The 21603-nt window shown below is 71.3% G+C and carries 22 protein-coding genes; 14 read left to right on the top strand and 8 right to left on the bottom strand.

Features of this window, described 5'->3' with window-relative positions:
• Positions 1-163: 163 nt before the first annotated feature.
• Positions 164-604 (bottom strand): hypothetical protein, encoded by a 441-nt coding sequence (locus ABD901_RS35895; RefSeq protein ID WP_345133903.1) that lies wholly within the window; start codon positions 602-604, stop codon positions 164-166.
• 608 nt (positions 605-1212) lie between these two features.
• Between ABD901_RS35895 and ABD901_RS35890 the strand changes: the two genes are divergently transcribed.
• On the top strand, positions 1213-1491 hold the full coding sequence (locus tag ABD901_RS35890; protein ID WP_345133901.1) for a hypothetical protein: 279 nt from the start codon (positions 1213-1215) through the stop codon (positions 1489-1491).
• 400 nt (positions 1492-1891) lie between these two features.
• Here the strand turns inward: ABD901_RS35890 and ABD901_RS35885 are convergent, their stop codons facing one another.
• Positions 1892-2107, bottom strand: a complete 216-nt coding sequence (locus ABD901_RS35885; protein WP_345133899.1) for a hypothetical protein — start codon at positions 2105-2107, stop codon at positions 1892-1894.
• 170 nt (positions 2108-2277) lie between these two features.
• Here ABD901_RS35885 and gltX point away from each other — a divergent pair, with 170 nt between their 5' ends.
• The 5 genes from gltX to ABD901_RS35860 all read left to right on the top strand — a co-directional run bounded on the left by gltX (position 2278) and on the right by ABD901_RS35860 (position 9551).
• On the top strand, positions 2278-3732 hold the full coding sequence (gene gltX / locus ABD901_RS35880; protein WP_345133897.1) for a glutamate--tRNA ligase: 1455 nt from the start codon (positions 2278-2280) through the stop codon (positions 3730-3732).
• Between the two features lie 477 nt (positions 3733-4209).
• Positions 4210-4833, top strand: a complete 624-nt coding sequence (locus ABD901_RS35875) for an adenylate kinase (RefSeq protein WP_345133896.1) — start codon at positions 4210-4212, stop codon at positions 4831-4833.
• A 43-nt stretch (positions 4834-4876) separates the two neighbouring features.
• A complete protein-coding gene (locus ABD901_RS35870) occupies positions 4877-5074 on the top strand; it encodes a hypothetical protein (protein ID WP_345133894.1) in 198 nt (65 codons plus the stop codon).
• Positions 5075-5229: 155 nt separating this feature from the next.
• Positions 5230-6831, top strand: coding sequence for a family 20 glycosylhydrolase (locus ABD901_RS35865; protein WP_345133893.1), 1602 nt, complete (start codon positions 5230-5232; stop codon positions 6829-6831).
• A gap of 59 nt (positions 6832-6890) precedes the next feature.
• The gene (locus ABD901_RS35860) at positions 6891-9551 is read left to right on the top strand and encodes a glycoside hydrolase family 2 protein (protein WP_345133891.1); all 2661 of its coding nucleotides are present in this window, start codon (positions 6891-6893) and stop codon (positions 9549-9551) included.
• Between the two features lie 43 nt (positions 9552-9594).
• On the opposite strand, the gene ABD901_RS35855 is transcribed toward ABD901_RS35860, so the two are convergent.
• Positions 9595-10074, bottom strand: a complete 480-nt coding sequence (locus tag ABD901_RS35855; protein WP_345133890.1) for a hypothetical protein — start codon at positions 10072-10074, stop codon at positions 9595-9597.
• A 136-nt stretch (positions 10075-10210) separates the two neighbouring features.
• On the opposite strand from ABD901_RS35855, the gene ABD901_RS35850 reads away from it, so the two are divergent.
• The 3 genes from ABD901_RS35850 (at position 10211) to ABD901_RS35840 (ending at position 12756) form a co-directional block, all read left to right on the top strand.
• Entirely contained in the window at positions 10211-10558 is a 348-nt protein-coding gene (locus ABD901_RS35850; RefSeq protein WP_345133888.1) for a nuclear transport factor 2 family protein, read from the top strand.
• A gap of 211 nt (positions 10559-10769) precedes the next feature.
• Positions 10770-12272: a GAF domain-containing sensor histidine kinase gene (locus tag ABD901_RS35845; RefSeq protein ID WP_345133886.1), complete on the top strand. Its 1503-nt coding sequence runs from the start codon at positions 10770-10772 to the stop codon at positions 12270-12272.
• Positions 12273-12375: 103 nt separating this feature from the next.
• Complete coding sequence (locus ABD901_RS35840; protein ID WP_345133885.1) at positions 12376-12756, top strand: VOC family protein; 381 nt, start codon at positions 12376-12378, stop codon at positions 12754-12756.
• Between the two features lie 5 nt (positions 12757-12761).
• Here the strand turns inward: ABD901_RS35840 and ABD901_RS35835 are convergent, their stop codons facing one another.
• Positions 12762-13406 (bottom strand): DUF2306 domain-containing protein, encoded by a 645-nt coding sequence (locus ABD901_RS35835; protein WP_345133883.1) that lies wholly within the window; start codon positions 13404-13406, stop codon positions 12762-12764.
• Positions 13407-13537: 131 nt separating this feature from the next.
• Positions 13538-13870, bottom strand: coding sequence for an ArsR/SmtB family transcription factor (locus ABD901_RS35830; RefSeq protein WP_345133881.1), 333 nt, complete (start codon positions 13868-13870; stop codon positions 13538-13540).
• A gap of 137 nt (positions 13871-14007) precedes the next feature.
• Here ABD901_RS35830 and ABD901_RS35825 point away from each other — a divergent pair, with 137 nt between their 5' ends.
• The 3 genes from ABD901_RS35825 (at position 14008) to ABD901_RS35815 (ending at position 17636) form a co-directional block, all read left to right on the top strand.
• A complete protein-coding gene (locus ABD901_RS35825; protein ID WP_345133880.1) occupies positions 14008-15714 on the top strand; it encodes a SulP family inorganic anion transporter in 1707 nt (568 codons plus the stop codon).
• 62 nt (positions 15715-15776) lie between these two features.
• Positions 15777-17129: an NAD(P)-dependent malic enzyme gene (locus ABD901_RS35820; protein WP_345133878.1), complete on the top strand. Its 1353-nt coding sequence runs from the start codon at positions 15777-15779 to the stop codon at positions 17127-17129.
• Positions 17130-17219: 90 nt separating this feature from the next.
• On the top strand, positions 17220-17636 hold the full coding sequence (locus ABD901_RS35815) for a hypothetical protein (RefSeq protein ID WP_345133876.1): 417 nt from the start codon (positions 17220-17222) through the stop codon (positions 17634-17636).
• A gap of 90 nt (positions 17637-17726) precedes the next feature.
• On the opposite strand, the gene ABD901_RS35810 is transcribed toward ABD901_RS35815, so the two are convergent.
• Together ABD901_RS35810 and ABD901_RS35805 are read right to left on the bottom strand one after the other, a co-directional pair.
• Positions 17727-19520: an esterase/lipase family protein gene (locus ABD901_RS35810; protein WP_345133875.1), complete on the bottom strand. Its 1794-nt coding sequence runs from the start codon at positions 19518-19520 to the stop codon at positions 17727-17729.
• Complete coding sequence (locus ABD901_RS35805; protein ID WP_345133873.1) at positions 19517-19930, bottom strand: hypothetical protein; 414 nt, start codon at positions 19928-19930, stop codon at positions 19517-19519. The genes ABD901_RS35810 and ABD901_RS35805 overlap by 4 nt, the downstream gene beginning before the upstream one ends.
• Positions 19931-20216: 286 nt before the next feature.
• Between ABD901_RS35805 and ABD901_RS35800 the strand changes: the two genes are divergently transcribed.
• Entirely contained in the window at positions 20217-20768 is a 552-nt protein-coding gene (locus ABD901_RS35800; RefSeq protein ID WP_345133872.1) for a hypothetical protein, read from the top strand.
• Positions 20769-20823: 55 nt separating this feature from the next.
• On the opposite strand, the gene ABD901_RS35795 is transcribed toward ABD901_RS35800, so the two are convergent.
• Positions 20824-21345, bottom strand: a complete 522-nt coding sequence (locus tag ABD901_RS35795; RefSeq protein ID WP_345133870.1) for a helix-turn-helix transcriptional regulator — start codon at positions 21343-21345, stop codon at positions 20824-20826.
• Between the two features lie 9 nt (positions 21346-21354).
• Here ABD901_RS35795 and ABD901_RS35790 point away from each other — a divergent pair, with 9 nt between their 5' ends.
• Positions 21355-21603 (top strand): RidA family protein, encoded by a 249-nt coding sequence (locus ABD901_RS35790; protein WP_345133869.1) that lies wholly within the window; start codon positions 21355-21357, stop codon positions 21601-21603.

Genomic DNA, 21603 nt, shown 5'->3' with positions numbered 1-21603 from the left:
GGCAGCCACTCACGGGGTGGCCTCTGCCGGCGAAACGGTCACACCACTGGTGACGCAACCCCCGATGAGGCTTGGCAGCCTGCTGCCGGGACCACGCGCGGACCGCGCCACCAGCCCGGATAGGCCCCACCCAGAGCCAGACCATGAGTTTACGACTCAACTCTTAGAAGTCACGCCATTCGTCGAACCACTGCTCCGCCTCGGGCGCCTCGACGCCGGCTCGGGCAGCGAGCGCGACAAAAGCCTCACCGGCGTCCTCCTGGCGTAGGGTATCGATGAAGTGGTACTTCTGGTCGATGTCGTTGAGCGTGTCGACCAGCCGGCGCAGGATCGTCTCGGCATCGGCCGGACGCCCGTCGCCGGACGGCGGCAGCCGGTCAACGGCCCGCACCGCGGTGGCGTAGGCCTTGCAGGCGGCGTTCCCGCCCCGAGTGTCGTCGTCGACCCAGTCCCGGAACGGATTGTCGAGGTTGGCGGCAAGCCAGATGTCGGGTTTCGCACCGTGAACCACCAGGCGAACCGCGGTGCCCCGGTATCGGGCTCGCAATGCGGGCACGACGGACCGGCGCAGGCCGCTGAAACTCAAGTGGGCCAGCGACGGCAACTCCGGCAGCGTGTCGGCATCCAGGCCGTAGCCGTCGAGCAGCTCGACGACGGTCAGGTGGCGCCGACCGGAGAGCTCCGCGGCGTCGGTCAGCCGGCCCGGTCCCTGGCGCCAGCGGATCCGCAGCGCCCGGAGGTCTTCCAGCGCGCCGAGCGGCGCCGCGGACAGTACGCCGGCGCCGTCGAGGACAACCTCCCGGACGTGCCGGAGACCGCCGGGAACCGTCGCGCCGGCGGCCGAGGCGCGGATCTCGAGGCGGAGCCATCGTCCGCCGTCCGCCGTCCGCCGCGTGCACGGTCAGTTGCGGGTCCGGGTCCAGCAGCTCGAGTGTGCGCAGGCCTCTGGGGAGCCGGACTTCGCGCAGCTCGTCGCCGGCCAGCGTCAGGTCCCGCACACCGGTGCCGGCCAGATCCACGACCAGCGCGGCGTCGAACCACCCGACCGACGAGACGATCGGCCGGGCGGCGAGCGCCTCGCCGAAGCCGCGGTCCGCTCCCACCCAGGTCACGTTCGTACACCGCGGGAGCAGGTCCAGCGCGGACCAGGCCACCGGCCCGGAGGCCGGCACCCGCATCGCGCCGTCCGGGCTCAGGTCCAACCGCGGCCAGGTGGCAGGCAACGTCACCGCGCCGGCACCGAAGTCGACGTCGACCGAACCTCTGGCCGCCGACGTCCGATACGCAGCCTTCGCCGCCGCCGGCAGCTCCTCGTCCCAGCGACGCTGCAGAACCACGCCCACGGCCAACGTCTCCCAGCTGGAAAACGAACTCGCCAATGCCGGAACCTCCGGCGGCACCGGCAAACTGCCGATCCACACGAAATCCGGGGGCACCGGATACGAGCGGGCGACGCGCACATGCGCAAGCCACCCGTCGTGGGCGTGGTGATCGAGCCGTAAAGGCTCAACGCCGCGCAGCGCATCCAGCGTGGGCGGCTCGGCCGAATGCCACCGCAGCGCACACGCCGCGACCACCTTGTCGTCGGCGCCGGTCACCTGGCAGGCGCCGTACCCGCCGTCGGACAACGCCATTACCGCGACGTCGCCCGGTCGCACCACTGGATCGGCCATCCGGCGAAGCTACTCGACCCGCCGGTTGTCGCGCTCGGCAACGTATCTGCGCATTTCCTCAAAACGCTACCGCCGCCCTGGCCACGCCGGACTCTGGCCCGGTCACCTCCTCCTTTCGTCGCGGCGTGGCCGTGCGCCGACCTCCGGCTCAGCCGGCGTAGGGCTGCCGGGCCCGGTATGCGCGGGACGGTCCGCGCCCGGCGGCACGAGCGGTGGGATTACGCGGCGGGGGAGCCCCTGATGGCCGGCGCCGGGCGCGCCGTCGCGCCCGCGTCGGCGAAGACGGCGGCCTGGTCCACATCCAGCCGGGCCACCGCGCCGACCGTGACGCGGATGCCGCGGCCGCGCAGCAGGCCCAGCGCGGCGAGTACCAAAGCCGGCACCGCAACCGCCGCGGCCGCCGCGACGACCTGTGCCAGAACGCGGCGAGGCACGTTCGTGTCCATCTCTTTACCCCCGTGAAGTGCGACTCGCGCAGCAAGCCTTTCGCGTCGCCGAGGGCGCGGCAAGGGCCGGTTCGAGCCTGTGGATAACTCCGGGAACCGGTGCTGAGGCGGGCAACCCGGCGCCCGGCGATCACGGCGCGTGTCGTATCGTCACGCTGGTGAGCACTCCTGGAACCGACGCACCCGTACGCACCCGCATCGCGCCGTCGCCGACCGGCGATCCGCACGTCGGGACCGCATACGCGGCGCTGTTCAACCTCGCGTTCGCGCGCAAGAACGGCGGCGAGTTCATCCTCCGGGTGGAGGACACCGACCGCACGCGCTACGTCGAGGGCAGCGAGCAGCAGGTGTTCGACACGCTGCGGTGGCTCGGGTTCAGCTGGGACCAGGGGCCCGACGTCGGCGGCCCGGCCGCGCCCTACCGGCAGTCCGAGCGGCTGCCGATCTACCGTGAGGTCGCCGACCGGCTCCTCGCCGAGGGGCACGCCTACCACTGCTGGTGCTCCTCGGAGCGGCTCACCCAGATGCGGGAGCGCCAGCAGCAGCTGAAGGTGCCCACGGGGTACGACCGGCTGTGCTACGGCAAGACCCGCGAGGAGCGCGCCGAGCTGCCCGGCTTCACCGAGGTGCCGGTGCTGCGCATGCTCGTGCCCCAGGACGCGCGGATCGCCTTCACCGACCTCATCCGCGGGGAGATCACCCCGCCGCAGCCCGACGACCAGGTCATCCTCAAGGCGGACGGCTTCCCGACGTACCACCTCGCCGTCGTCGTCGACGACAACGCGATGGGGGTCACGCACGTCATTCGCGGCGAGGAGTGGATCAACTCCACCCCGAAGCACCTGCTGCTGTACAAGTGGCTGGGCTGGCGGGAGCCGGTGTATGCCCACATGCCGCTGCTGCGCAACGCCGACCGCTCGAAGATCAGCAAGCGCAAGAACCCGGCGGCCCGCCTCAAGTGGTTCCAGGAGGAGGGCTACCTGCCGGAGGCGCTGGTCAACTTCCTGGCCCTGATGGGCTACTCCATGCCCGACGGCCAGGAGATCTTCACCTTCGACGAGGTCATCGAGACCTTCGACTTCGCCCGCGTCAACCCGGTCGGCCCGGTGTTCGACATCGACAAGCTGAACTGGCTCAACGGCCACTACCTGCGCTCGCTCGACGACGACGCGTTCCTGCGCGCTGCGGAGCCGTTCCTGCCGGCCGGCCTGACCGCCGAGGACATCCGCGGCCTGGTCGTGCCGCTGCGCGAGCGGACCAAGAAGCTCGCCGAACTGCAAGAGCAGCTGGATTGGCTCGCCGCCGGCACCGTCGAGATCCAGTCGGCCGACCTCGCCAAGCACGGCCTGCCCGCGTCCGACGCGCGCACCGCGCTCGAGGCGTTCGCGAAGAACCTGGAGCAGGTCGACCCGTTCGAGCAAGCGCAGATCACCGCCACCCTCGACCGCGTCGTCGCCGACCTCGGCTTCAACCGCCGCCGCTCGTTCATGACGGCCCGCCTCGCCCTCGTCGGCAAGCCGGTCTCGCCGCCACTGGACGACACGATGGCCGCACTCGGGGTGCGGCGCACGGTCGAGCGCCTGCGTCAGGCCGCCGCCGCGATCGAGGGCTGAGTCACCGCGCGGACCTCACGTGCGGCAGAGTGCTCAGCCGTATGTGAGGTCCGTCGTTGTCCGTCTGCCCCGGGTCCGGCCCGCTCTCGCGAGCGCTCAGGCGATCCGGCGCTGTTCGGGGACGGCGCCCGGGACGTGGCCGTCGCCGGGTGGTGCTGATGCGCCCAGCGCGGCGCGCGAGGTCATGCCCAGCTTCGGGAAGATGCGGTGCAGGTGACCGCTGACCGTGCGGGTGGGACAGGAACAACTGCTCGTCGATCTGTTTGTTGGTCAGGCCGCCGGCGGCCAGGGCGGCGATGCCCGTTCTGCGAGGTACGCGAGTATTGCGGGCTTTATGCAGAAAAGGCCGCCTGGGTGCGCGTCAGATGACCCGGGCCACATCCGGGCGGGTCAGATGACCCATGCCGCGACCCACCGGCCGCGACAGGATTCAGTCGAGGCACCGCCACGTTGCGTAACAGCGATAGGAGGCAGACCATGCGGCTGGTGATAATCGCACCGCCGGGGGCCGGGAAGGGAACCCAGAGCGCCCGGATCGCCGCGCATTACGGCATCCCGCATATCGCTGTCGGCACCCTGTTACGCAGCCACGTCGAACTCGACACCCGGCTCGGTCGCTCCGTGCGCGGCTACATGGACCGCGGCGCGCTGGTGCCGGACCGGATCGTGCTCAAGATGGTGCGTCAGGCGCTGGCCGACGCAAAGGCGAACCGGGTCGGCTATGTGCTCGACGGCTTCCCGCGGACGCGGTCGCAGGCCCGGGCGGCGTACACCGCGGCGTCCGAGCTGGAAATGACCGCCGATGTCGCATTGCACCTGCAGGTCGATGACGCGGAAGCGGTACGGCGGATGCTCGCCCGTGCCGCCGTCGAGCACCGCCCGGACGACGCCGAGCCGGTGATCCGCCGGCGCCTGGCGCTCTACCACCAGATGACACAGCCGGTCCTGGACGGGTACGCCGAACGGGGCATCCTGCGCAGCGTCGACGGCACAGGCACGCCCGAAGAGGTAACGGCGAGCGTGCTCGAGCTGCTGGACCAGGTCCAGGCCAACCCTCCGGTCGACGCCGCGCTGCTGGCTTTGCGGCCCGTGCTCGCGTAGGACCGGGGTCGACCTCGTCTCCGCGAGGGTCCAGGTCGAGCGGATGCGCTCCCGGCATCGCGAATGGCCTCCGGCGACCGCCGCAGCGGTTACCGCCGACGGCCGGCATCCCGGCCTGGGCCGAGTGTTCATGGTCTACCGCCGCGACGACCTGGCACCGAGTGTGCCGGACTTCAAACTCGAGATTCACGACCGGGCCCAAGCCGTGATCTTCGCGTTCGAGAGCGGACTCGTCCGCTAGCCGCCAAGGCCGATTGAGTAGTCCGCATCTGTTAGGCAGGTTGCCATTCAGTAAGCGCGGTGTCATCCTGGCGTAACTGGGGATCGTGACATCTCGATACCTGGTGGCGGACGCGAGCCCGTCGCCAGGCCGGCGTGTGCTGCGAGAGGACCGGCATGACCATCGCATCCCGTCAAACACGTTGCATCGCCGCCCTTGCCGGCATCGTGCTGACCGCAGGTCTCGTGTCCGGCATCGCGGCCCCCGCCGCCGCGGCCACCGCGGTCGCGTTCTCCGCCGTGGTCCCGGCCCCGGTCACCGCCACCGCAGCGCCCGGGGTGAGCTACACCGTCACCTCCGCCACCACCGTCTACGCCGCGCCGGGCTCCGCGCCGGCGGCGGCCACCGCCAATCAGTTCGCGGCACGCCTACGGGTCTCGACCGGGCTGCCGCTGCCGGTCGTCACTACCGTCGCCGGTCCGTCCGACGGGATCGCCCTGCTGCTCACCGGCGCGCCGCCCGGCGTCGGCGCCGAGGGCTATCAGCTCGACATCACCGCGGGCGCGATCACCGTGCGGGCGAACCAGCCGGCCGGGCTGTTCCGCGGCGTGCAGACCCTGCGCCAGCTGCTGCCGGTGACCGCCGACGCCACGACGCCGCAGGCCGGGCCGTGGCCGGTGCCGGGCGGGCAGATCATCGACTACCCGCGGTTCGCGCACCGCGGCGCGATGCTGGACGTCGCGCGGCACTTCTTCACCGTGGCGCAGGTTCAGCGGTACATCGACCAGATCGCCCTGTACAAGATCAACGTTCTGCACCTGCACCTGTCCGACGACCAGGGCTGGCGCATCGCCATCAACTCCTGGCCCAACCTGGCGGCGTACGGCGGCGGCACGCAGGTCGGCGGCGGACCGGGCGGCTACTACACCCAGGCCGACTACACCGCGATCGTCAACTACGCCGCCGACCGGTACGTCACGATCGTCCCCGAGATCGACATGCCGGGGCACACCAACGCGGCGCTGGCCTCGTACGCGCAGCTCAACTGCAACGGCGTCGCCCCGGCCCGCTACACGGGCACGCAGGTCGGCTTCAGCTCGCTGTGCGTGCCGCTCGAATTGACGTACACCTTCATCGACCAGGTGGTCGGGGAGATCGCCGCACTGACCCCGGGTCCGTACGTGCACATCGGCGGCGACGAGGCGTCCTCGACCACCGCGTCGGACTACGCGTACTTCATCAACCGCACGCAGCAGATCGTCGCCGCGCACGGCAAGACCGTCATGGGCTGGCACGACGTGGCCAACGCGACGCCGCTGCCGTCCACGGTCGCGCAGTTCTGGGGCACCACCACCAGCAACGCGCCCCTGGCCGCCGCGGCCGCCAACGGCACCAAGGTCGTCATGTCCCCGGCGAACAAGGCCTACCTGGACATGAAGTACCGCAACAACACCAGGCTGGGGCAGAAGTGGGCCGGCCTCATCGACGTGAACACCGCGTACGAGTGGAACCCCGGCGCCTACCTCAGTGGCGTCGGCGAGACGGCCGTGCTCGGCGTCGAGGCTCCATTGTGGACGGAGACCATCGTCACCTCGGCCGACATCGAGTACATGGCCTTCCCGCGCCTGCCCGCGATCGCCGAGCTCGGCTGGTCGCCCTGGAGCACGCACAACCTCACCGCGTTCAAGGGCCGGCTCGGCGCGCAGGGGCCGCGCTGGCGCGTCATGGGCATCAACTACTACCACTCGACCCAGGTCACCTGGCCGAGCGGTTCGTAACCGCCTGCGGAGCCGCGCTGCGAACGCGCCACGGCTCCGCACACCCCGGGAGGTGCGAATTGTCCCGAATCAACCGTCCTTACCCGCGGGCCCTGGCCGCGCTGCTGCTCACCGTGGTCACCGTCCTGACCGTCGGGGCGCTCGGGCCGGGCGGCGCCTCGGCCGCCACGGTCGGCTCCGCCGAGCTGACCTCGGGCTGGGCCCTGCACACCGCCACCGGGCTGGCCGCCACCGGCGCCACGATCTCCCGGGTCGGCTACCCGACCGCCGGCTGGAACCCGGTCGCCCTGCCCTCCACCGTGCTGGCCGGGCTGGTGGCCAACAACGTCTACACCAACATCTACGCCGGCACGAACCTGCAGTCCGTGCCGGACCTGACCGGCCAGGACTGGTGGTACCGGGGTCAGTTCACGGCCGCGGCCGCGACCTCCGGCCAGGTGTACTGGCTGCGCCTGCAGGGCGTGAGCTACCGCGCCCAGGTCTGGCTCAACGGCACCCAGCTCGACGCGAACGCCGTCGGTACCTTCGTCGAGCACGAGTACAACGTCACCGGCGCCATCCTGCCCGGCGCACTCAACGCCATCGCGATCCGGGTCACCCCGCCGCGGCACGGTTGCAGCGACCTGTCGGCGTGCACCGTCGACTGGAACCCCGAGGCCCCCGACATGAACGCCGGGATCTGGGGCCGCACGCTGCTCGACACGACCGGCCCGGTCGCCGTGCGGGACCCGTACGTGCGGACCGTGCTGCCGCTGCCCGCGACCAACGCCGCCGACCTGACCGTCTACGCCGACGCGATCAACGCGACCGCCGCGCCGGCCACCACGACCGTCACCGCGACCATCAGCAAGCCCGGCCAGCCGACGATCACCGCCAGCCAGACCGTCACGCTGGCGGCCAAGGAACGGCGCGAGGTCGTCTTCGATCCCGCCGGCTACCCGCAGCTGCACGTCGCGAACCCGCTGTTGTGGTGGCCGTACCAGTTCGGCAACCCCGAGCTTTACCAGCTCACAACGGCGGCGAGCGTCGCCGGGGCGGCATCGGACAGCAAGACGATCAACTTCGGCATCCGCCAGTTCACCGACTACCGCACCACCGTGCAGGGCACCTCGTTCGCCGGGTACAAGGTCAACGGGCAGCCGATCCTGTTCCGCGGCGGCGGCTACGTCTGGGATTTGCTGCAACGGTGGAACACCAAGACGAACAAGACCCACGTCGACTACGTGAAGGCCATGGGTCTCAACACGATCCGCCTCGAGGGGACGCTCGGCAACCAGGAGCTGTACGACCTGGCCGATGCGGCGGGCGTCATGATCATGCCGGGGTTCGTCTGCTGCAGCGCGTGGGAGAACGACAGCGGCTGGACGGCGGAGCAGACCACCGTCGCGCAGGCGTCGCTGAGCACCCAGATGCGTGCTCTGCGCGCCCATGCCAGCACGTTCATGTGGGCCTACGGCAGCGACCAGCCGCCGACGGCGGCGCATCTTACGGCGTACAAGAACATCGCCGCAGCCCTGCACTGGCAGAACCCGACGGTGGACAACGTGGCGACGTGGTCGAACCCGAATGCGGGCATGAAGATGGACGGCCCGTACAAGTGGGAGCCGCCGGTGCTGTGGTGGGACCTCAGCCGGGCCGGCTCCGCGTTCGGCGCCACCGGCGAGGAGGGCACCGAGGCGCCGCCGCCGCTGGAGAGCCTGTCCCGGTTCCTCACACCGGCGCAGACCTGGCCGGTCGGCAACGCGACCTGGAACTACCACGTCGGCCGGGCCGGCAGCGTCTTCGACAACACCGACGTCTACAGCAAGGCGCTCAGCCAGCGGTACGGCACCACGACCAGCGCCGCGGACTACTCGAAGAAGTCCGAGGTGATGAACTACGAGAACACCCGGTCGTTCTTCGAGGCGTGGAGCGCCCGCGAGTACACCCAGTCGTTCGGGGCGATCTGGTGGATGCAGAACAACGCCTGGCCGTCGCTGCACTGGAACCTGTACGACTACTACTTCAAGCCCGGCGGCTCGTTCTACGGCACCAGGAAGGCGACCGAGTCGCTGCACATCGCCTACGACTACTTCACGCGCAACGTCTACGTGGTGAACTCGACCCTCGCCGCCCGGACCGGGCTCACCGCCACGGCCACGGTCCTCAACATCCCGGACCTGGCCCAGAAGTACACCACGAGCGTCCCGGTCAGCGCGCCCGCGAACGCCTCCGCCTCGGTGCTGACGCTGCCGGCCGTCACCGGCCTGACGTCGACGTACTTCGTCCGCCTTCAGCTGAAGGACGCCGGCGGCGCGACCGTCAGCGACAACCTCTACTGGTACTCCACCACGCCCGACGCGCTGGGCAACAAGAGCAACTGGTACTCCACCGCCGTCAAGACCTACGCCAACCTGACCGGGCTCAACAGCCTGCCCAGCAACACCGGCGTCAGCACGGCCGTGTCCCGGTCGGTCGCCGGCGGCCAGGAGACGGTCACGATCACGCTCACCAACACCAGCGCGACGAACATCGCCTTCTTCCTGCGCCCGGAGGTGACCGCCGGCAACGGCGGAACCGAAGTCGTGCCGGTCTCCTACACCGACAACTACGTCTCGCTCTTCCCGGGTGAGTCGAGGCAGATCACCGCGGCCTACGCCACCGCGGATCTGGGCGGGCTACCCGCCTACCTGCGGGTGCGCGGCTACAACATCCCGACGGCCTCGCTGCCGGTGCCCTGATCCGCTGCTCGCGCGGAGCGTGGACCTCACGTGCGGCGGCGACTCAGCCGTACGTGAGGTCCATCGTGTCCGTGTGCCCCGGCCACGTGAGCGTCAGCCGCCAGCAGCCGGCCCGCGGCAGATCGACGATCGACGGGCCCGGCCCGCCCTCGACACTGCGTCGCGCGGTCTCGCCGGACCCGTCGAGCGACGCGTCGATCACCAGGTCGCCCGGCCCGGCCGCCCCGTCCTTCGCCACCCACAGGATCTTGTTGGCCTTGCCGTCCGCCCGGTGCGCCACCAGCGGATCGCCGAACAGCACGCCGACGATCGCGCCGCCGTCGCCCATGACGTGCGCCATGCTCGTGTCGCCGGAGAACCCGCCGCTCGCCCAGTCCGGCAGCGGCCCACGATCGATGGGCGAGCCACACCCGCTGCGGGCCGCGCGTGGTTGCGGCGCTGACGCGGCCGGGTGCGCGGTGGTCGCGGTGCAACCCGCCAGCAGCGTCACCGCCATGACGAGTGCGATTCTTCGGTACCGCATGAGCCTCACACCACAACGAGCCCCCACCCGGCCGGAAGGTTCCCGCGGACCTCGGCCGTGACATCGGTAGGCGCCCGGCCAGATTACCTAAGCGCGACCGATTCCGCGGCCCCGCGTCCTCCGTAGCGTTTCCGGCATGCAGATCATCGAGCAGTACATCGCCGCCTGGAACACCACCGACGCCGCCGCCCGCAAGGAGCTCGTCGGCCGCGTCTTCACGACCGAGGCCACCTACACCGACCCGCTGGCACAGGTGACCGGTCACGACCAGATCGACGCCCTCCTGGCCGCCGCCCAGGCCCAGTTCGCCGGCCTGGAGTTCACCCTGGCCGGCGAGGTCGACGCCCACCACGACGTGGCCCGCTTCACCTGGCACCTGGGCCCGCACAACGGCGAGCCGATCGTCGTCGGCTTCGACGTCGCCGTGCTCGCCGACGGCCGCATCGACAAGGTCCACGGCTTCCTGGACCGCGTCCCCGCGTGACCGGCCGCTGCAGCGCCCGAGTCGCCTCCCGCACGGCGCGGAAGGCGACTCGAGCCCGGCGATGGTGATGGCGGTCCGGCGCTCGTCCTTCGCCGGTGCCGCCCAATGAGCTCGGGCGGAATCCGCCGTGCGGCCGCGGCAGCGCGGTGAAAATGCGGACAATGGTGGGGGAGGCGTGCGCGGGAACGCTTGGTGACCGGGGCGTGGCGTTGTGACTGGTTCCGCATTCGGAGCTGCTGTCCGGACAGGTGTCAGATTGGCGCTTGCCCTGGCGGTAGCGGCGGTCACCTTCCCGCTCGTCGCCTTGGCGGTCATCTACTGCGGGCCGTATCTCACGATCCCGGTCGTCATCGCGCTCGGCATCTTCGGCATCGTGGCGGTCACCTATCGGGCCGGCGCCGCCTTCGGTGTGCCGGTGGCGCTCGCGAGCTTCCTCGCCTTCGACTGGTACTACATGAAGCCGACACATCCCGTCGGGAGCCCGAGCATCGACGACCTCTTGGAGGCCGCGCTGTACCTCGCGCTGGCGGTCGCAATCGGCGAGCTCGTCAGCGTCGCCCAGAGACGTGAAGTGGCCTCCGAGGCGCGGCGCGGCGTGCTCGCCGATCAGCAGGCAGCGCTGCGGCGGGTGGCGACACTCGTCGCGCGAAACGCCACGCCCGCCGAGGTGTTCGCCGCCGTGGCCGCAGCGGTCGGCGAAGTCCTCCACGCCGACCTCGCGGTCGTGGCGCGGTACGAGATGAACGCCAGCGCGACCATGCTCGCCACCTGGCAGCGCAGTCCGGTCGCGCTGGAGGCGCCGGCCAACTATCCGCTCGGCGCCAACGACGTCTCGACGATGGTGTTCCAGTCGCGGCGCCCGGCGCGGATGGACGACTTCAGCCACGTATCCAGCGTCATCGGGGTCGCCGTGCGACAGGCGGACATTCGCGTGTCGGTCGGCGCGCCGATCATCGTCGACCAGCGGCTGTGGGGCGTCGCGATCGCCTCGTCGAGAAATCCCGATGCGTTCCCGGCCGACGTCGAGGACCGGATCTCCGAGTTCACCGAACTGCTGGCCAGCAGCATCGCCAACACCGAGAGCAGGGCCGAGTTGGCCGCATCTCGCGCACGCATCATCGCCGCGGCCGACGAAACGCGGCGGCGGCTGGAACGCGATCTGCACGACGGCGCGCAGCAGCGGCTCATCTCGCTGGCTCTCGCCATGGCGAACGCCGAAGCGGAAATCCCGCCGGAACTGCCCGAGCTGAAGGCCGACCTGTCCGAGATGCGCAATGCCCTGAAGAGCATGGCCGACGATCTTCGCGAGCTTTCGAGGGGCATTCATCCGGCGATCCTGTCCGAGGGCGGCCTCGAGCCCGCACTCAAGGGGCTCATCCGCCGTTGCGTCGTCCCCGTCGAAAGCGACATCCGCATCGACGACCGCCTACCCAAGACCGTCGAGATTGCCGCCTACTACATCGTGTCGGAGGCGCTCAACAACGTGGCCAAACACGCCCGGGCCTCGCTGGTGACGGTGTGTGTCGGGCGCTCGGCCGACACGCTCACCCTGGACATCCGCGACGACGGTGTCGGGGGCGCCGATCCCGGCCGGGGTTCGGGCCTGGTCGGGATCGAGGACCGGGTCAAGTCCCTCGGCGGCACCGTCGATGTGACGAGCCCGCCCGGCCGCGGCACCGAACTGTGCGTATCGCTCCCGTTGAACTGGGAGTAGTCGCCATCCCTCTGCGCACCTGCTCGCCGCGCCCGGTACGGTCTCGAGCGTGTTCCGCGCGCAGCCGCGCCGGCAGTTCCCACGCTGAGAGTAGGTTTCGTCAATGGCATGTCGTATCGGTGAGCTCGTGCTCGGTTGCCGCGACCCCGAGGTGCTGGCGCGGTTCTGGTGCGAGGTCCTGGACTTCGTCGTGCTCAGTCGCGAAGAGGACGGCAGCCTCGAGATCGGGCCGCGCGAAGGGTTCGGCGGCCCGCAGCCGACGATCTTCCTCAGCCGCAGGGACGAGCCGGAGCCGGGGAAGTCCCGCCTGCACATCGACGTCAACGCCACCGACCGCGATCAGGACGCCGAGCTCGAACGCCTCCTGAAGCTCGGGGCGCGCCCGGCGGACATCGGCCAGACCGGCGAGGAGTCCTGGCACGTGCTCGCCGACCCCGAGGGCAATGAGTTCTGCCTGCTCAAGACCCGCCTCAAGCCGCTCTGACGCGCTCATCCGCGGGCACGGCGGATGGCCCACTCGGCGACGATCAGGTTGATCACCCAGCCGCCGCCGACGAGGAAGATCCGGGGTACCTCGGTGGTCGGGGTGCCGACGACGACGGCCCACGCCGCGTGCGTGAAGGCCTGGGTGCCGGCGCCGAGCCCGAGCGCGTATCCCCGGATCATCCAGGCCCGGTGCTGGGCGAAGTCGCGCCGGCGGGCCGCCAGGAGGCCGAGCACGAGCGCGGCGGCCATTGCGCCGCCGACGACGAGCCGGATGACGCCCAGCGGGCCCAGCGGCGGGCCGTCGTGCTCCGGCAGCGGGTACCACAGCGTCATCCACATGCCGGACAGGGCGGCGACGATCCCGCTCGGGACGAGGATGCGGCCGGCGTAGCGGTGCCAGGCCCGGCGGCGCAGGCCGGGCGCGAACTGCAGCGCGCCGAGCCAGCAGAAGACGGTGGCGCCGAAGATGTGCAGCAGCACCGGGACCGGCATGGCGAAGAACCGGGCGTTGTCCGGCGTGACGGTCGCGCCGCCGGCCAGCTCCCCGACGCGGACACCGCCGGCGATCACCGGCACCGCGCTGAGCAGGATCAGGCCGGTCGGGACGAGCCACTGACGCCGGTGTACCGGCGCGATCGACGAGGTCATGGCCAAATCGTCCCGGCGGGGGAGCCGTGAGACATCGGAGCGCGGGCCGGAGCCGAGCCATGCCGAAGTACGACCCGCCGTCGAGACAAAGTACTACCCGTGGGATGACACCAAGGGTTCGCCGGTGGCGGTTACTCGCTGCGCGCCTGGAGCTCGACCAGGAGACCGTCGCGGTCGGTGAGCAGGGAGCTGAGGATGCTGCGGCTGACGGCGAGCAGTTCGGCCACGTGCGGGGTGCTCAGCGCGTACATCACCAGGGAGCCGTCGCGGTAGGAGGTGACGATGCCGGCCCGGCGCAGCACGGCGAGCTGCTGGGAGAGGTTGGACGCCTCGACCTCGATCTCCGCGAGGAGGTCGCGGACCGGGCGCGGCCCGTTCTGCAGCAGTTCCAGGACGCGGATGCGCACGGGGTGACCGAGCGTGCGGAACATCTCCGCCTTCGCCTGATACAGCGGCACCGACATGCCTGTACGCACCTCCGGCTGGGCTCTGGCCTCAAAGGCTAGCAGCAACTGCCGCACACCCGGCGAGCTAGTTGAAGACTTTTGCAACTGATAAAGTCTTCGTATTGATGGTGCGCGGGTGCGGAACCGGGTGGTGCATGGCGATCTACACGAAGGCCGTCCGCGGGGCTGCCGCTCGCGTTGCCGGGCTGCTGCCGCGGGGGCGTGACTGGACCCCGGCGCGCCGCGCGCCGCGCAGGGATCTGCTGGCCGGGCTCACCGTTGCGGTCGTGGCCCTGCCCCTGGCGCTGGCATTCGGCGTCACCTCGGGGCTCGGCGCGCAGGCGGGCCTGGTCACCGCCGTCGTCGCCGGGGCGCTCGCCGCGGTGCTGGGCGGGTCGAACCTGCAGGTGTCGGGGCCGACCGGGGCCATGACCGTCGTCCTGGTGCCGGTCGTCGCCCAGTTCGGCCCGTCCGGCGTGCTCATGGTCGGTGCCATGGCCGGCGTGGTGCTGGTCGTTCTCGCCGTGGCCCGGGCCGGCCGCTTCGTGCGGTACCTGCCGACGCCGGTGGTCGAGGGGTTCACCGCGGGGATCGCGGTGGTCATCGCCCTGCAGCAGGTCCCGGCCGCGCTCGGGATCGGCGACGCGCACGGCGAGAAGGTCTGGGCGGTCGCGGCGGACGCCGCCGTCCGGTTCGCCGCCCACCCCGACCCCGCCGCGCCGGCGACCGCGATCGGCGTCGCCGCCGTGATGCTGCTCGGCGCCCGGTGGCGACCCCGGCTGCCGTTCTCGCTCATCGCGGTGGCCGCGGCCACGGGCCTGGCCAACCTCGCCGGCCTCGACCTGGCCCGGATCGGCAGTCTTCCGGCCGGGCTGCCCTCGCCGTCGCTGAGTTTCCTGCACCTGGACGCGATCGGCAGACTGCTGCCCTCCGCGCTCGCGGTGGCCGCGCTCGCGGCGCTGGAGAGCCTGCTGTGCGCCACCGTCGCGGACGCGATGAGCGTCGGCGAGCACCACGATCCCGACCGGGAGCTGTTCGGCCAGGGCCTGGCCAACCTCGTGACGCCGGTGTTCGGTGGTGTTCCGGCCACGGCGGCGATCGCCCGCACCGCAGTGAACGTCCGCGCCGGCGCCGGCTCGAGGCTCGCGGCGCTCACCCACGCCGCGGTCCTGGCCGTCATCGTGCTCGCCGCCGGCCCGCTCGTCGCCGGCATTCCCCTGGCCGCGCTGGCCGGGGTGCTGCTGGCCACGACCGTGCGGATGGTCGAGGCGGGCTCCCTGCTGGCTCTGGCTCGCGCCACCCGTGGCGACGCCCTCGTGCTGGCGCTCACCTTCACCGTCACCGTTGCGGTCGACCTGGTTGCCGCCATCGCCGTCGGTCTCGGCGTCGCCGTCGTCCTCGCACTGCGCGCCGTGGCCCGCACCGCCCGGATCGAACAGGTGCCGCTCGATCTCGCCGACCACTCCGCCGAGGAGCACCAGTTGCTGGCCGAGCACATCGTGGCGTACCGGCTGGATGGTCCCTTGTTCTTCGCGGCCGCGCACCAGTTCCTGATCCAGCTGTCCGAGGTCGCGGACGTCCGGGTCGTCATCCTGCGCATGTCCCGGGTCACGACCATCGACGCCACCGGCGCCAGCGTGCTCGGCGACGCCATCGCCCGATTGCGCCGGCGCGGCGTCACCGTGCTGCTGTCCGGCATCACCGCGCAGCACGAGCAGATCCTCACCGCGCTCGGCGTCGCTGACCGGTTGCGGCGCGAGGGTCATCTGTTCCCCGACACGCCCGCCGCTATCGCCCACGCCCGCGTCCACGTCGACGGCGCATGCCCAGCAACACCCCAAGTTGCTAAAGTGCTCAATTGATGAAGTACGCAAGTGGGGATGGGTGTCACGCAGGCGGTGACCATCTCACCGCGACCCTCACCGTGCGTGCCGGAACACCCGACGCGGCACTGGCGTTGCTGGACTTCCTCGACCCCGGATGGGACGTCACCGCGCTGCCGGCGCTCCTGCCCGGCCAGCAACGACTGCTGATCCAGCTGCCGAACGAATCGGACCTGCACCAGCTGTGCCGCGCCGCAATCCGGGACCGCCATGTCATCGGGTACACCGACCGGCTCTGGGCCATGTCGGCCGGCGGCCGGATCACGACGCAGCCGCGGCACCCGGTCCGCTCCGCGGACGACCTCGCCCTGATGTGCGCGCCGGGCACCGACCGCCTCGCGACCGCCATCGCGGCACGGCCCGACCTGACAGCCGACGTGACGGGCCGGCCCAACCGGGTCGCGGTGGTCGGCAACGGCACCGCCCTGCCCGGCCTCGGCCCCGTGAGTCCGCTCGCCGCACTCCCGGCGCTGGAAGGCAAGGCCGCGCTGCTGGCGCAACTGGCCGGCATCGACGCCGTCCCGATCTGCCTCGACGCCGTGCACGCCGATGGCGTCGTCGCCGCCGTCCGCGCCATCGCACCCACGTTCGGCGCCATCAACCTCACCGGCGTCGCCGCCCCGGCGTCGTGCGACATCGAACGCCGTCTGCGCTACGCCCTCGACATCCCGGTGTACCACGACGAACAACACGGCACCCCGGTCGCCGTGCTGGCGGCGCTGCGCAATGCCCTCCGCGTGACGGGCAGGCAGCTGCAGACCGCCCGCGTCGTCGTCATGGGAGCCGGCGTCACCGGCATCGCCGTGACCCGGCTGCTGCTGCACGCCGGCGCCCACGACGTGACCGTCTGGACCCGCCACGGCGTTCTCGGTCCGCACCTGCACGGCCTCCCGCCCCACACCGCATGGCTCGCCACGTACACCAACCCCAGACGCCTGCGCGGAGGACTGGAGCACGCCCTCACCGCCGCCGACGCCGTGATCGGACTCAGCGCCGCCGGCCTGCTCAATCCGGCCCTCATCGCGGCCATGGCATCACCGCCGATCGTGTTCCCGCTCGCCCGGCCCGAACCGGAGATACGCCCGGACCAGCTCGCCGGATCGAGCGCGCTCGTCGCCGCCACCGGGCACGGCAATCCCAACCAGATCAGCGACCTGCTGGCGGCACCCGGCGTGCTCCGCGGCCTGCTCAACGCCCGAGCACCGCACGTCACCACGACCATCCTGCTGACCGCCGCGGACGTCCTCAGCGGCCTCATCGGCGACGAGCTGCTCGGCACGCGGCGGCTGCTGCCCGACGTCCTGCACCCGCCGCTCGTACCCACCATGGCGGCCGCCGTGGCCGCCGTCGCCTCCTCGCAACGCCCAGCGGCGGCCGATCAGTTCTCGTTGTAGAGGTGGCGCGGATTGGGGATGGGTTGGCCGGAAGCGGACGCCTATCGTTCAGCACGAACACCCACCGCGACATTCCGAGGGACGGACAGGATGAGCGACTACGACGACGGCGGCCAGCTCGACCCCGGCTACACCGGCAACGACCAGCCGGAGACGCTTGACCCGGGTTTCACCGGCAACGACCAGCCCGACGTCTTCGGCGGCCACGACGTCGACTTCGGCCACTACGAGGCGGGCCAGGAGCACAGCGCGCTGGACCAGCTGCACACCGACCACGGCTCGGAGACGGACTTCGGCCAGCAGTTCGGCGTGTTCGAGCACGACCACGCGCAGGCCGAGACGAGCGCGCTCGAGCACGGCCAGCACGTCGAGTACAGCGCCGGCTACGACGAGGGCGAGCAGCCGTCGTTCACGGGCGGCGACATCGACGACCTGCACGACCGCCTGACCGGCCTCGGCGGCGAGGAGCCCGGCGGCGAGGCCCAGCTGGGCGTCGCCTCCAGCTGACGCATCCGCAAGAACCCGGCCGCGGTCACCCGACCCCGGCCGGGTTCGACGTTTCTGCTCAATGGCTCAGGATGTGACGCCCGCGGCCGGTCAGACGGGGACGCGCTCGAAGCCCAGCCGCTGCGCGGCGAGCAGTCCGCGCAGCGCCACCACGGGGATGCCGGAGGCGGACAGCGCCTCGTACGACAGGTCGGTGCCGAGCACCTTCGCCCGCCACGCGCCGCCAGAGGCCCAGAAACCGACGGCCGTGCCGCCGTCGACGGTGCCGGTGGCGTAGCCGGAGTAGCAGGCGTGGCCGGTGAGGTAGCGGCCGGAGGAGCCGCCGAGCACGGTGCGCAGCGCCGCCGCCAGCAGGGCCGGGTCGCACGGCGGGATGGGGCCGGCCGGCGCGGCGAGCGGGATGTCGACGGTGATGGCCTCGGAGGCCGGCGTGTTCCAGGGGCTGCCGTCCCCGTGCCAGGCCAGGAGCTGGCAGTCGGCGTAGTGCGTCTTGACCGGGTAGGCGTACCAGCAGCTCCACCGCTGTCCGGGGCCGGCGAAGAGCAGGTTGCCGGGCAGATAGGTGCAGTGCTCGGCGGCGCATTGGGTCTCCTGGGTGTACGGGTACGCGCCCCCCTTGCGCAGCTGCGCGTAGAAGTCCTTGACGATCGCGAGCGCCGTGCCGCAGTCGTGCCCGGGGAACGTGCTGACCATGCCGGTCGTGCCGCCGACGGTGGTGACGGTGCCGCAGACGCCAGGCAGCGACGCGAGGGTCTGGTCGCCCGCGAGCCCGTCGAGGTATTCGTCGAGGGCGGAGGCGGCGGCGTCCAGGCCGCCGTCCTGCTGGTAGATGTTGATGTGTGAGCAGGGCGCGGTCAGCGTGGCGGCGAGCAGATACGCGGCCAGGCCGGCGTTGAGGCTCCCGGAGAGCACGGCGTCGACGGCGGCATGGTCGGCGTAGACCTGGGCGGCGCCCGCTGCCAGTCCGGCCAGTTCGTTGCGGGTCCAGCCGGCGGCCGTCGCGGCGACCTTGAGGCTGTCGCTGCTGATCGTGCACCGCACGTCGTAGGGCGTTACTCGCACCCCGGTGGGCCGGCCCGCCTTGTCGCGGATGCCGAGGTACCCCTCGCTTGAGCTCTGTGGCACGACGCCGTCGGAGCCGAGCGCGATGTCGTACAGGTGGATCGGCCCGATGGTCCGGCGGACCGTGACGGCGCCGGCGATCTCGGTGAGCGGGACGGACGCCGGCAGGTTGGGCGGCAGGTCGAACCGGCAGTTTCGGGCGAGCGTCTGCCCGTCCGCGTGCGGCGCCAAGCAGACCTGCGCGTCGGAGCCGGGCGGCGGAACGACACCGGCGCCGTGCTGGTGCAAGCCCTGCAGGAAACCGGCGACGCCGGTGTCTCCGAACGGCGAGCCGAGGTAGGGCGTGTCGAAGGTGACCACGCCGGCGAGGTGGGCGCCGGCGCCGTCGCGCGCGGCCGCGTACAGCGTGGCGATGCCACCCATCGAGTGCGCGACGACGAGGACCTTGCCGCCGGCGGCCTCGGCGACCGCGTTGATGTAGCGGGCCAGGCAGCCGGCGATGTCGTCGGCGCCGGCCCAGATCGTCGCGCGGTCGCCGTAGTCGAAGAAGTACGGCGTGATGCGGTTGCCGGTCCGTGCCTGCAATTTGTCGGCCGCGTCGCGCAGCGTGGCGCGCTGCCCGTCGCCGTTGCCCGTCCAGCCGTGGACGAAGATAGCCGGTTGCGTCCCCGGCCTCGGCTTCGCATGTTGATCGGTGGAGTGGGTCGAGCAGGCCGGCTCCGCGCCGGCGCGCCCGGCGGCCCCCGGCGCGACCACGGCGGCCGCCGTGAGGAGCGCCGCCGTCACGACGAGCCGGGTGATGCGACCCAGGCGGCGGCTCAACCCGCGGGCTCCGTGTCCGTGATCATCCAGGCGCCGCCGACCCAGGCCAGGTCGAACGTCCAGACCGCCGGCGTGCCGTCCGGCGGGTTGGCGAAGCGCCCCGTGACGGTCGCGTGAGTCGCGTCCACGGCGCGGAAGCTGGCCAGGTCGAACGTGATCGGGCCTGCGGCCTGCAGCTGCTGCGCCGCGGCCGGATCGAGCGCCTGCCCGGACGACAGGAGCACGACGCCGCGCACGTCGGGCTCGCGCCCCGAGGACAGGCCGGCCGCCATCGCCGAGGCCCGCTCGCCGGTCAGCGCGGGCGCGCTGGGCATCGCCGACGGTGCCGCGCCCGGGTGCTTCGCGGTGCACGCAGCCACGGCGAGCACCGCGATGAGGGAGACGGCCGCAGCGCCGTACCGGAGTCGCACGTATACATCGTGGCAGCGAGTCCACACCGGGCGTTACGGCCGATGATGCATGACCGGCGCGCCGTTCGTCCGTTTGGCGACCGGCCGCCGCACCCGAAGCCGGCGGCCGCTCAGGTGAAGTTCCCCGCCCGGTGGATCGCGCACGTGGCGAGCCCCGGCGTCAGCCTGTACGCCTCGCGCTGTCCGGTGTCGGTCAGTGGCGTTTCAGTCGGTTCCAAGTTGGTGCCAAGACATACATCGGATTCTTTGTGCCGGGTCGTCAGGCCCGTTCACGAAGGGACTCAATGTGAGCATCAAGCGCATCGCGGTCGCTACGGCCGCGGCGGTCATAGCCCTGCTGTCGGCGGCCGGACCGGCGGCCGCCGACGAACCGCAGCCGGAAGGGCCGATGAACCGGACCGTGGAGGTCCAGCCTGGCTGGTACAACGCCGTCGTGCAGCGGTCCTGTGGCGCCACCGAGGTGTGGGGCGTGGCGGCCGGCCGTGGGACGCCGGAGTTCAACAAGGGCAACTACCAGGTGTGCCACTACGGCACCAGCTCGGTCAGCATCCTCATTCCCGAGGAGTACAACTACACGGACGACGATCACCTCATTGACGCGGCGGTGCGGCAAAAGGCGAACGGGGAGGCGGCCAGCCGTGCGTTCGCGTCCTACTGCCCGCACTGGCTGCCGGCCGGGCCGAACCGTGCGCCGATCGTGAACTACAAGGCGCAGGCGTACCAGATCACCGTTTGGGACACCTACGCCAACGGCGACGTGCAGCTCCGCGCATTCGGCATCGCAAATTTCTATTCCTCCGCCGCGGTGACGTGGTCGCCGACCTGCAACACCCGCTGATCCAGCGTCATACGTAGAGCGCTGCGGGCCGTAGACCTGCGCCATCGGTGCGGGTTTACGGCCCTGAATCTTCTGGCAACGTCGGACCGGCTGACGGTTCGTAGCGGGTGGCGATCGCGGCGGCGCGGTTGCGCAGCGAGGTGCGCAACCACTGCGGGGACAGGGCTTCCGCGTTCGTGGCGAGCTGCCACAGCGCCCACTCGGCGTGCCGCGAATCCTGGAACGTCACCTCCAGCCGCAGCCATCCGTCCGCGTCGGCTTCTTCGGCGAGGACGGCCAGCGCGGTGCCCACGAGGTCTTCCCGCCGCGCCGGGTTCACCCGTAGCAGCACGGTGACCTGGTCGCCGCCGGTCCGAAACCGGGTGCTGCGTTCCTGCCAGGCCCGGTCCAGATCGACCCGGTCCGGTCGCTGTGCCGGTTCGGCGAGCTCCTCGGCGGCCAAGATCCGCGACAGCCGGTAGGTGCGGTCCGCGCCGGATCTCGTGGCCAGCAAGTAGCCCTGTTCGCGCACGGTGACCAGGCCGATCGGGTCCACCGTGCGCCACTTCGGGGTCTGGCCGACAGCAAGCCCCAGCACGCCGGTGACATGGCGGCACAGCTGACGCTGAGCCTCGACAACCTGGAGGCCGTTCTCGGCGAGGCCGGCATGTCCCTCGCGAACCTCGTCCGGCTCAACGTGTACACCACCGACGTCGATCGGCTCTTCGAGCACTACGGCGTGCTGGCGTCGAGGCTGGGCGCCGACGGGGTGGCGCCGAGCACCACCATGCTCGGGGTGACCCGGCTGGCGATCCCCACCCTGATGGTCGAGCTCGAGGGAACCGCCGTCGCGTGA

It is taken from the genome of Dactylosporangium darangshiense, from assembly GCF_039537565.1.
GTDB classification, from domain to species: Bacteria; Actinomycetota; Actinomycetes; order Mycobacteriales; family Micromonosporaceae; genus Dactylosporangium; species Dactylosporangium darangshiense.
The sequence above is the reverse complement of the archived record's forward strand: the minus strand, read 5'-3'. Positions and strand labels throughout refer to the sequence as shown.

Coding starts and splice junctions, on each gene's coding strand:
- ABD901_RS35865 (WP_345133893.1), top strand. CDS start 5,230: ATGACCATCGCATCCCGTCAAACACGTTGCATCGCCGCCCTTGCCGGC.
- ABD901_RS35875 (WP_345133896.1), top strand. CDS start 4,210: ATGCGGCTGGTGATAATCGCACCGCCGGGGGCCGGGAAGGGAACCCAG.
- ABD901_RS35830 (WP_345133881.1), bottom strand. CDS start 13,870: ATGTCGGTGCCGCTGTATCAGGCGAAGGCGGAGATGTTCCGCACGCTC.
- ABD901_RS35835 (WP_345133883.1), bottom strand. CDS start 13,406: ATGACCTCGTCGATCGCGCCGGTACACCGGCGTCAGTGGCTCGTCCCG.
- ABD901_RS35825 (WP_345133880.1), top strand. CDS start 14,008: ATGGCGATCTACACGAAGGCCGTCCGCGGGGCTGCCGCTCGCGTTGCC.
- ABD901_RS35815 (WP_345133876.1), top strand. CDS start 17,220: ATGAGCGACTACGACGACGGCGGCCAGCTCGACCCCGGCTACACCGGC.
- ABD901_RS35855 (WP_345133890.1), bottom strand. CDS start 10,074: ATGCGGTACCGAAGAATCGCACTCGTCATGGCGGTGACGCTGCTGGCG.
- ABD901_RS35870 (WP_345133894.1), top strand. CDS start 4,877: ATGCGCTCCCGGCATCGCGAATGGCCTCCGGCGACCGCCGCAGCGGTT.
- ABD901_RS35790 (WP_345133869.1), top strand. CDS start 21,355: ATGGCGGCACAGCTGACGCTGAGCCTCGACAACCTGGAGGCCGTTCTC.
- ABD901_RS35840 (WP_345133885.1), top strand. CDS start 12,376: ATGGCATGTCGTATCGGTGAGCTCGTGCTCGGTTGCCGCGACCCCGAG.
- ABD901_RS35850 (WP_345133888.1), top strand. CDS start 10,211: ATGCAGATCATCGAGCAGTACATCGCCGCCTGGAACACCACCGACGCC.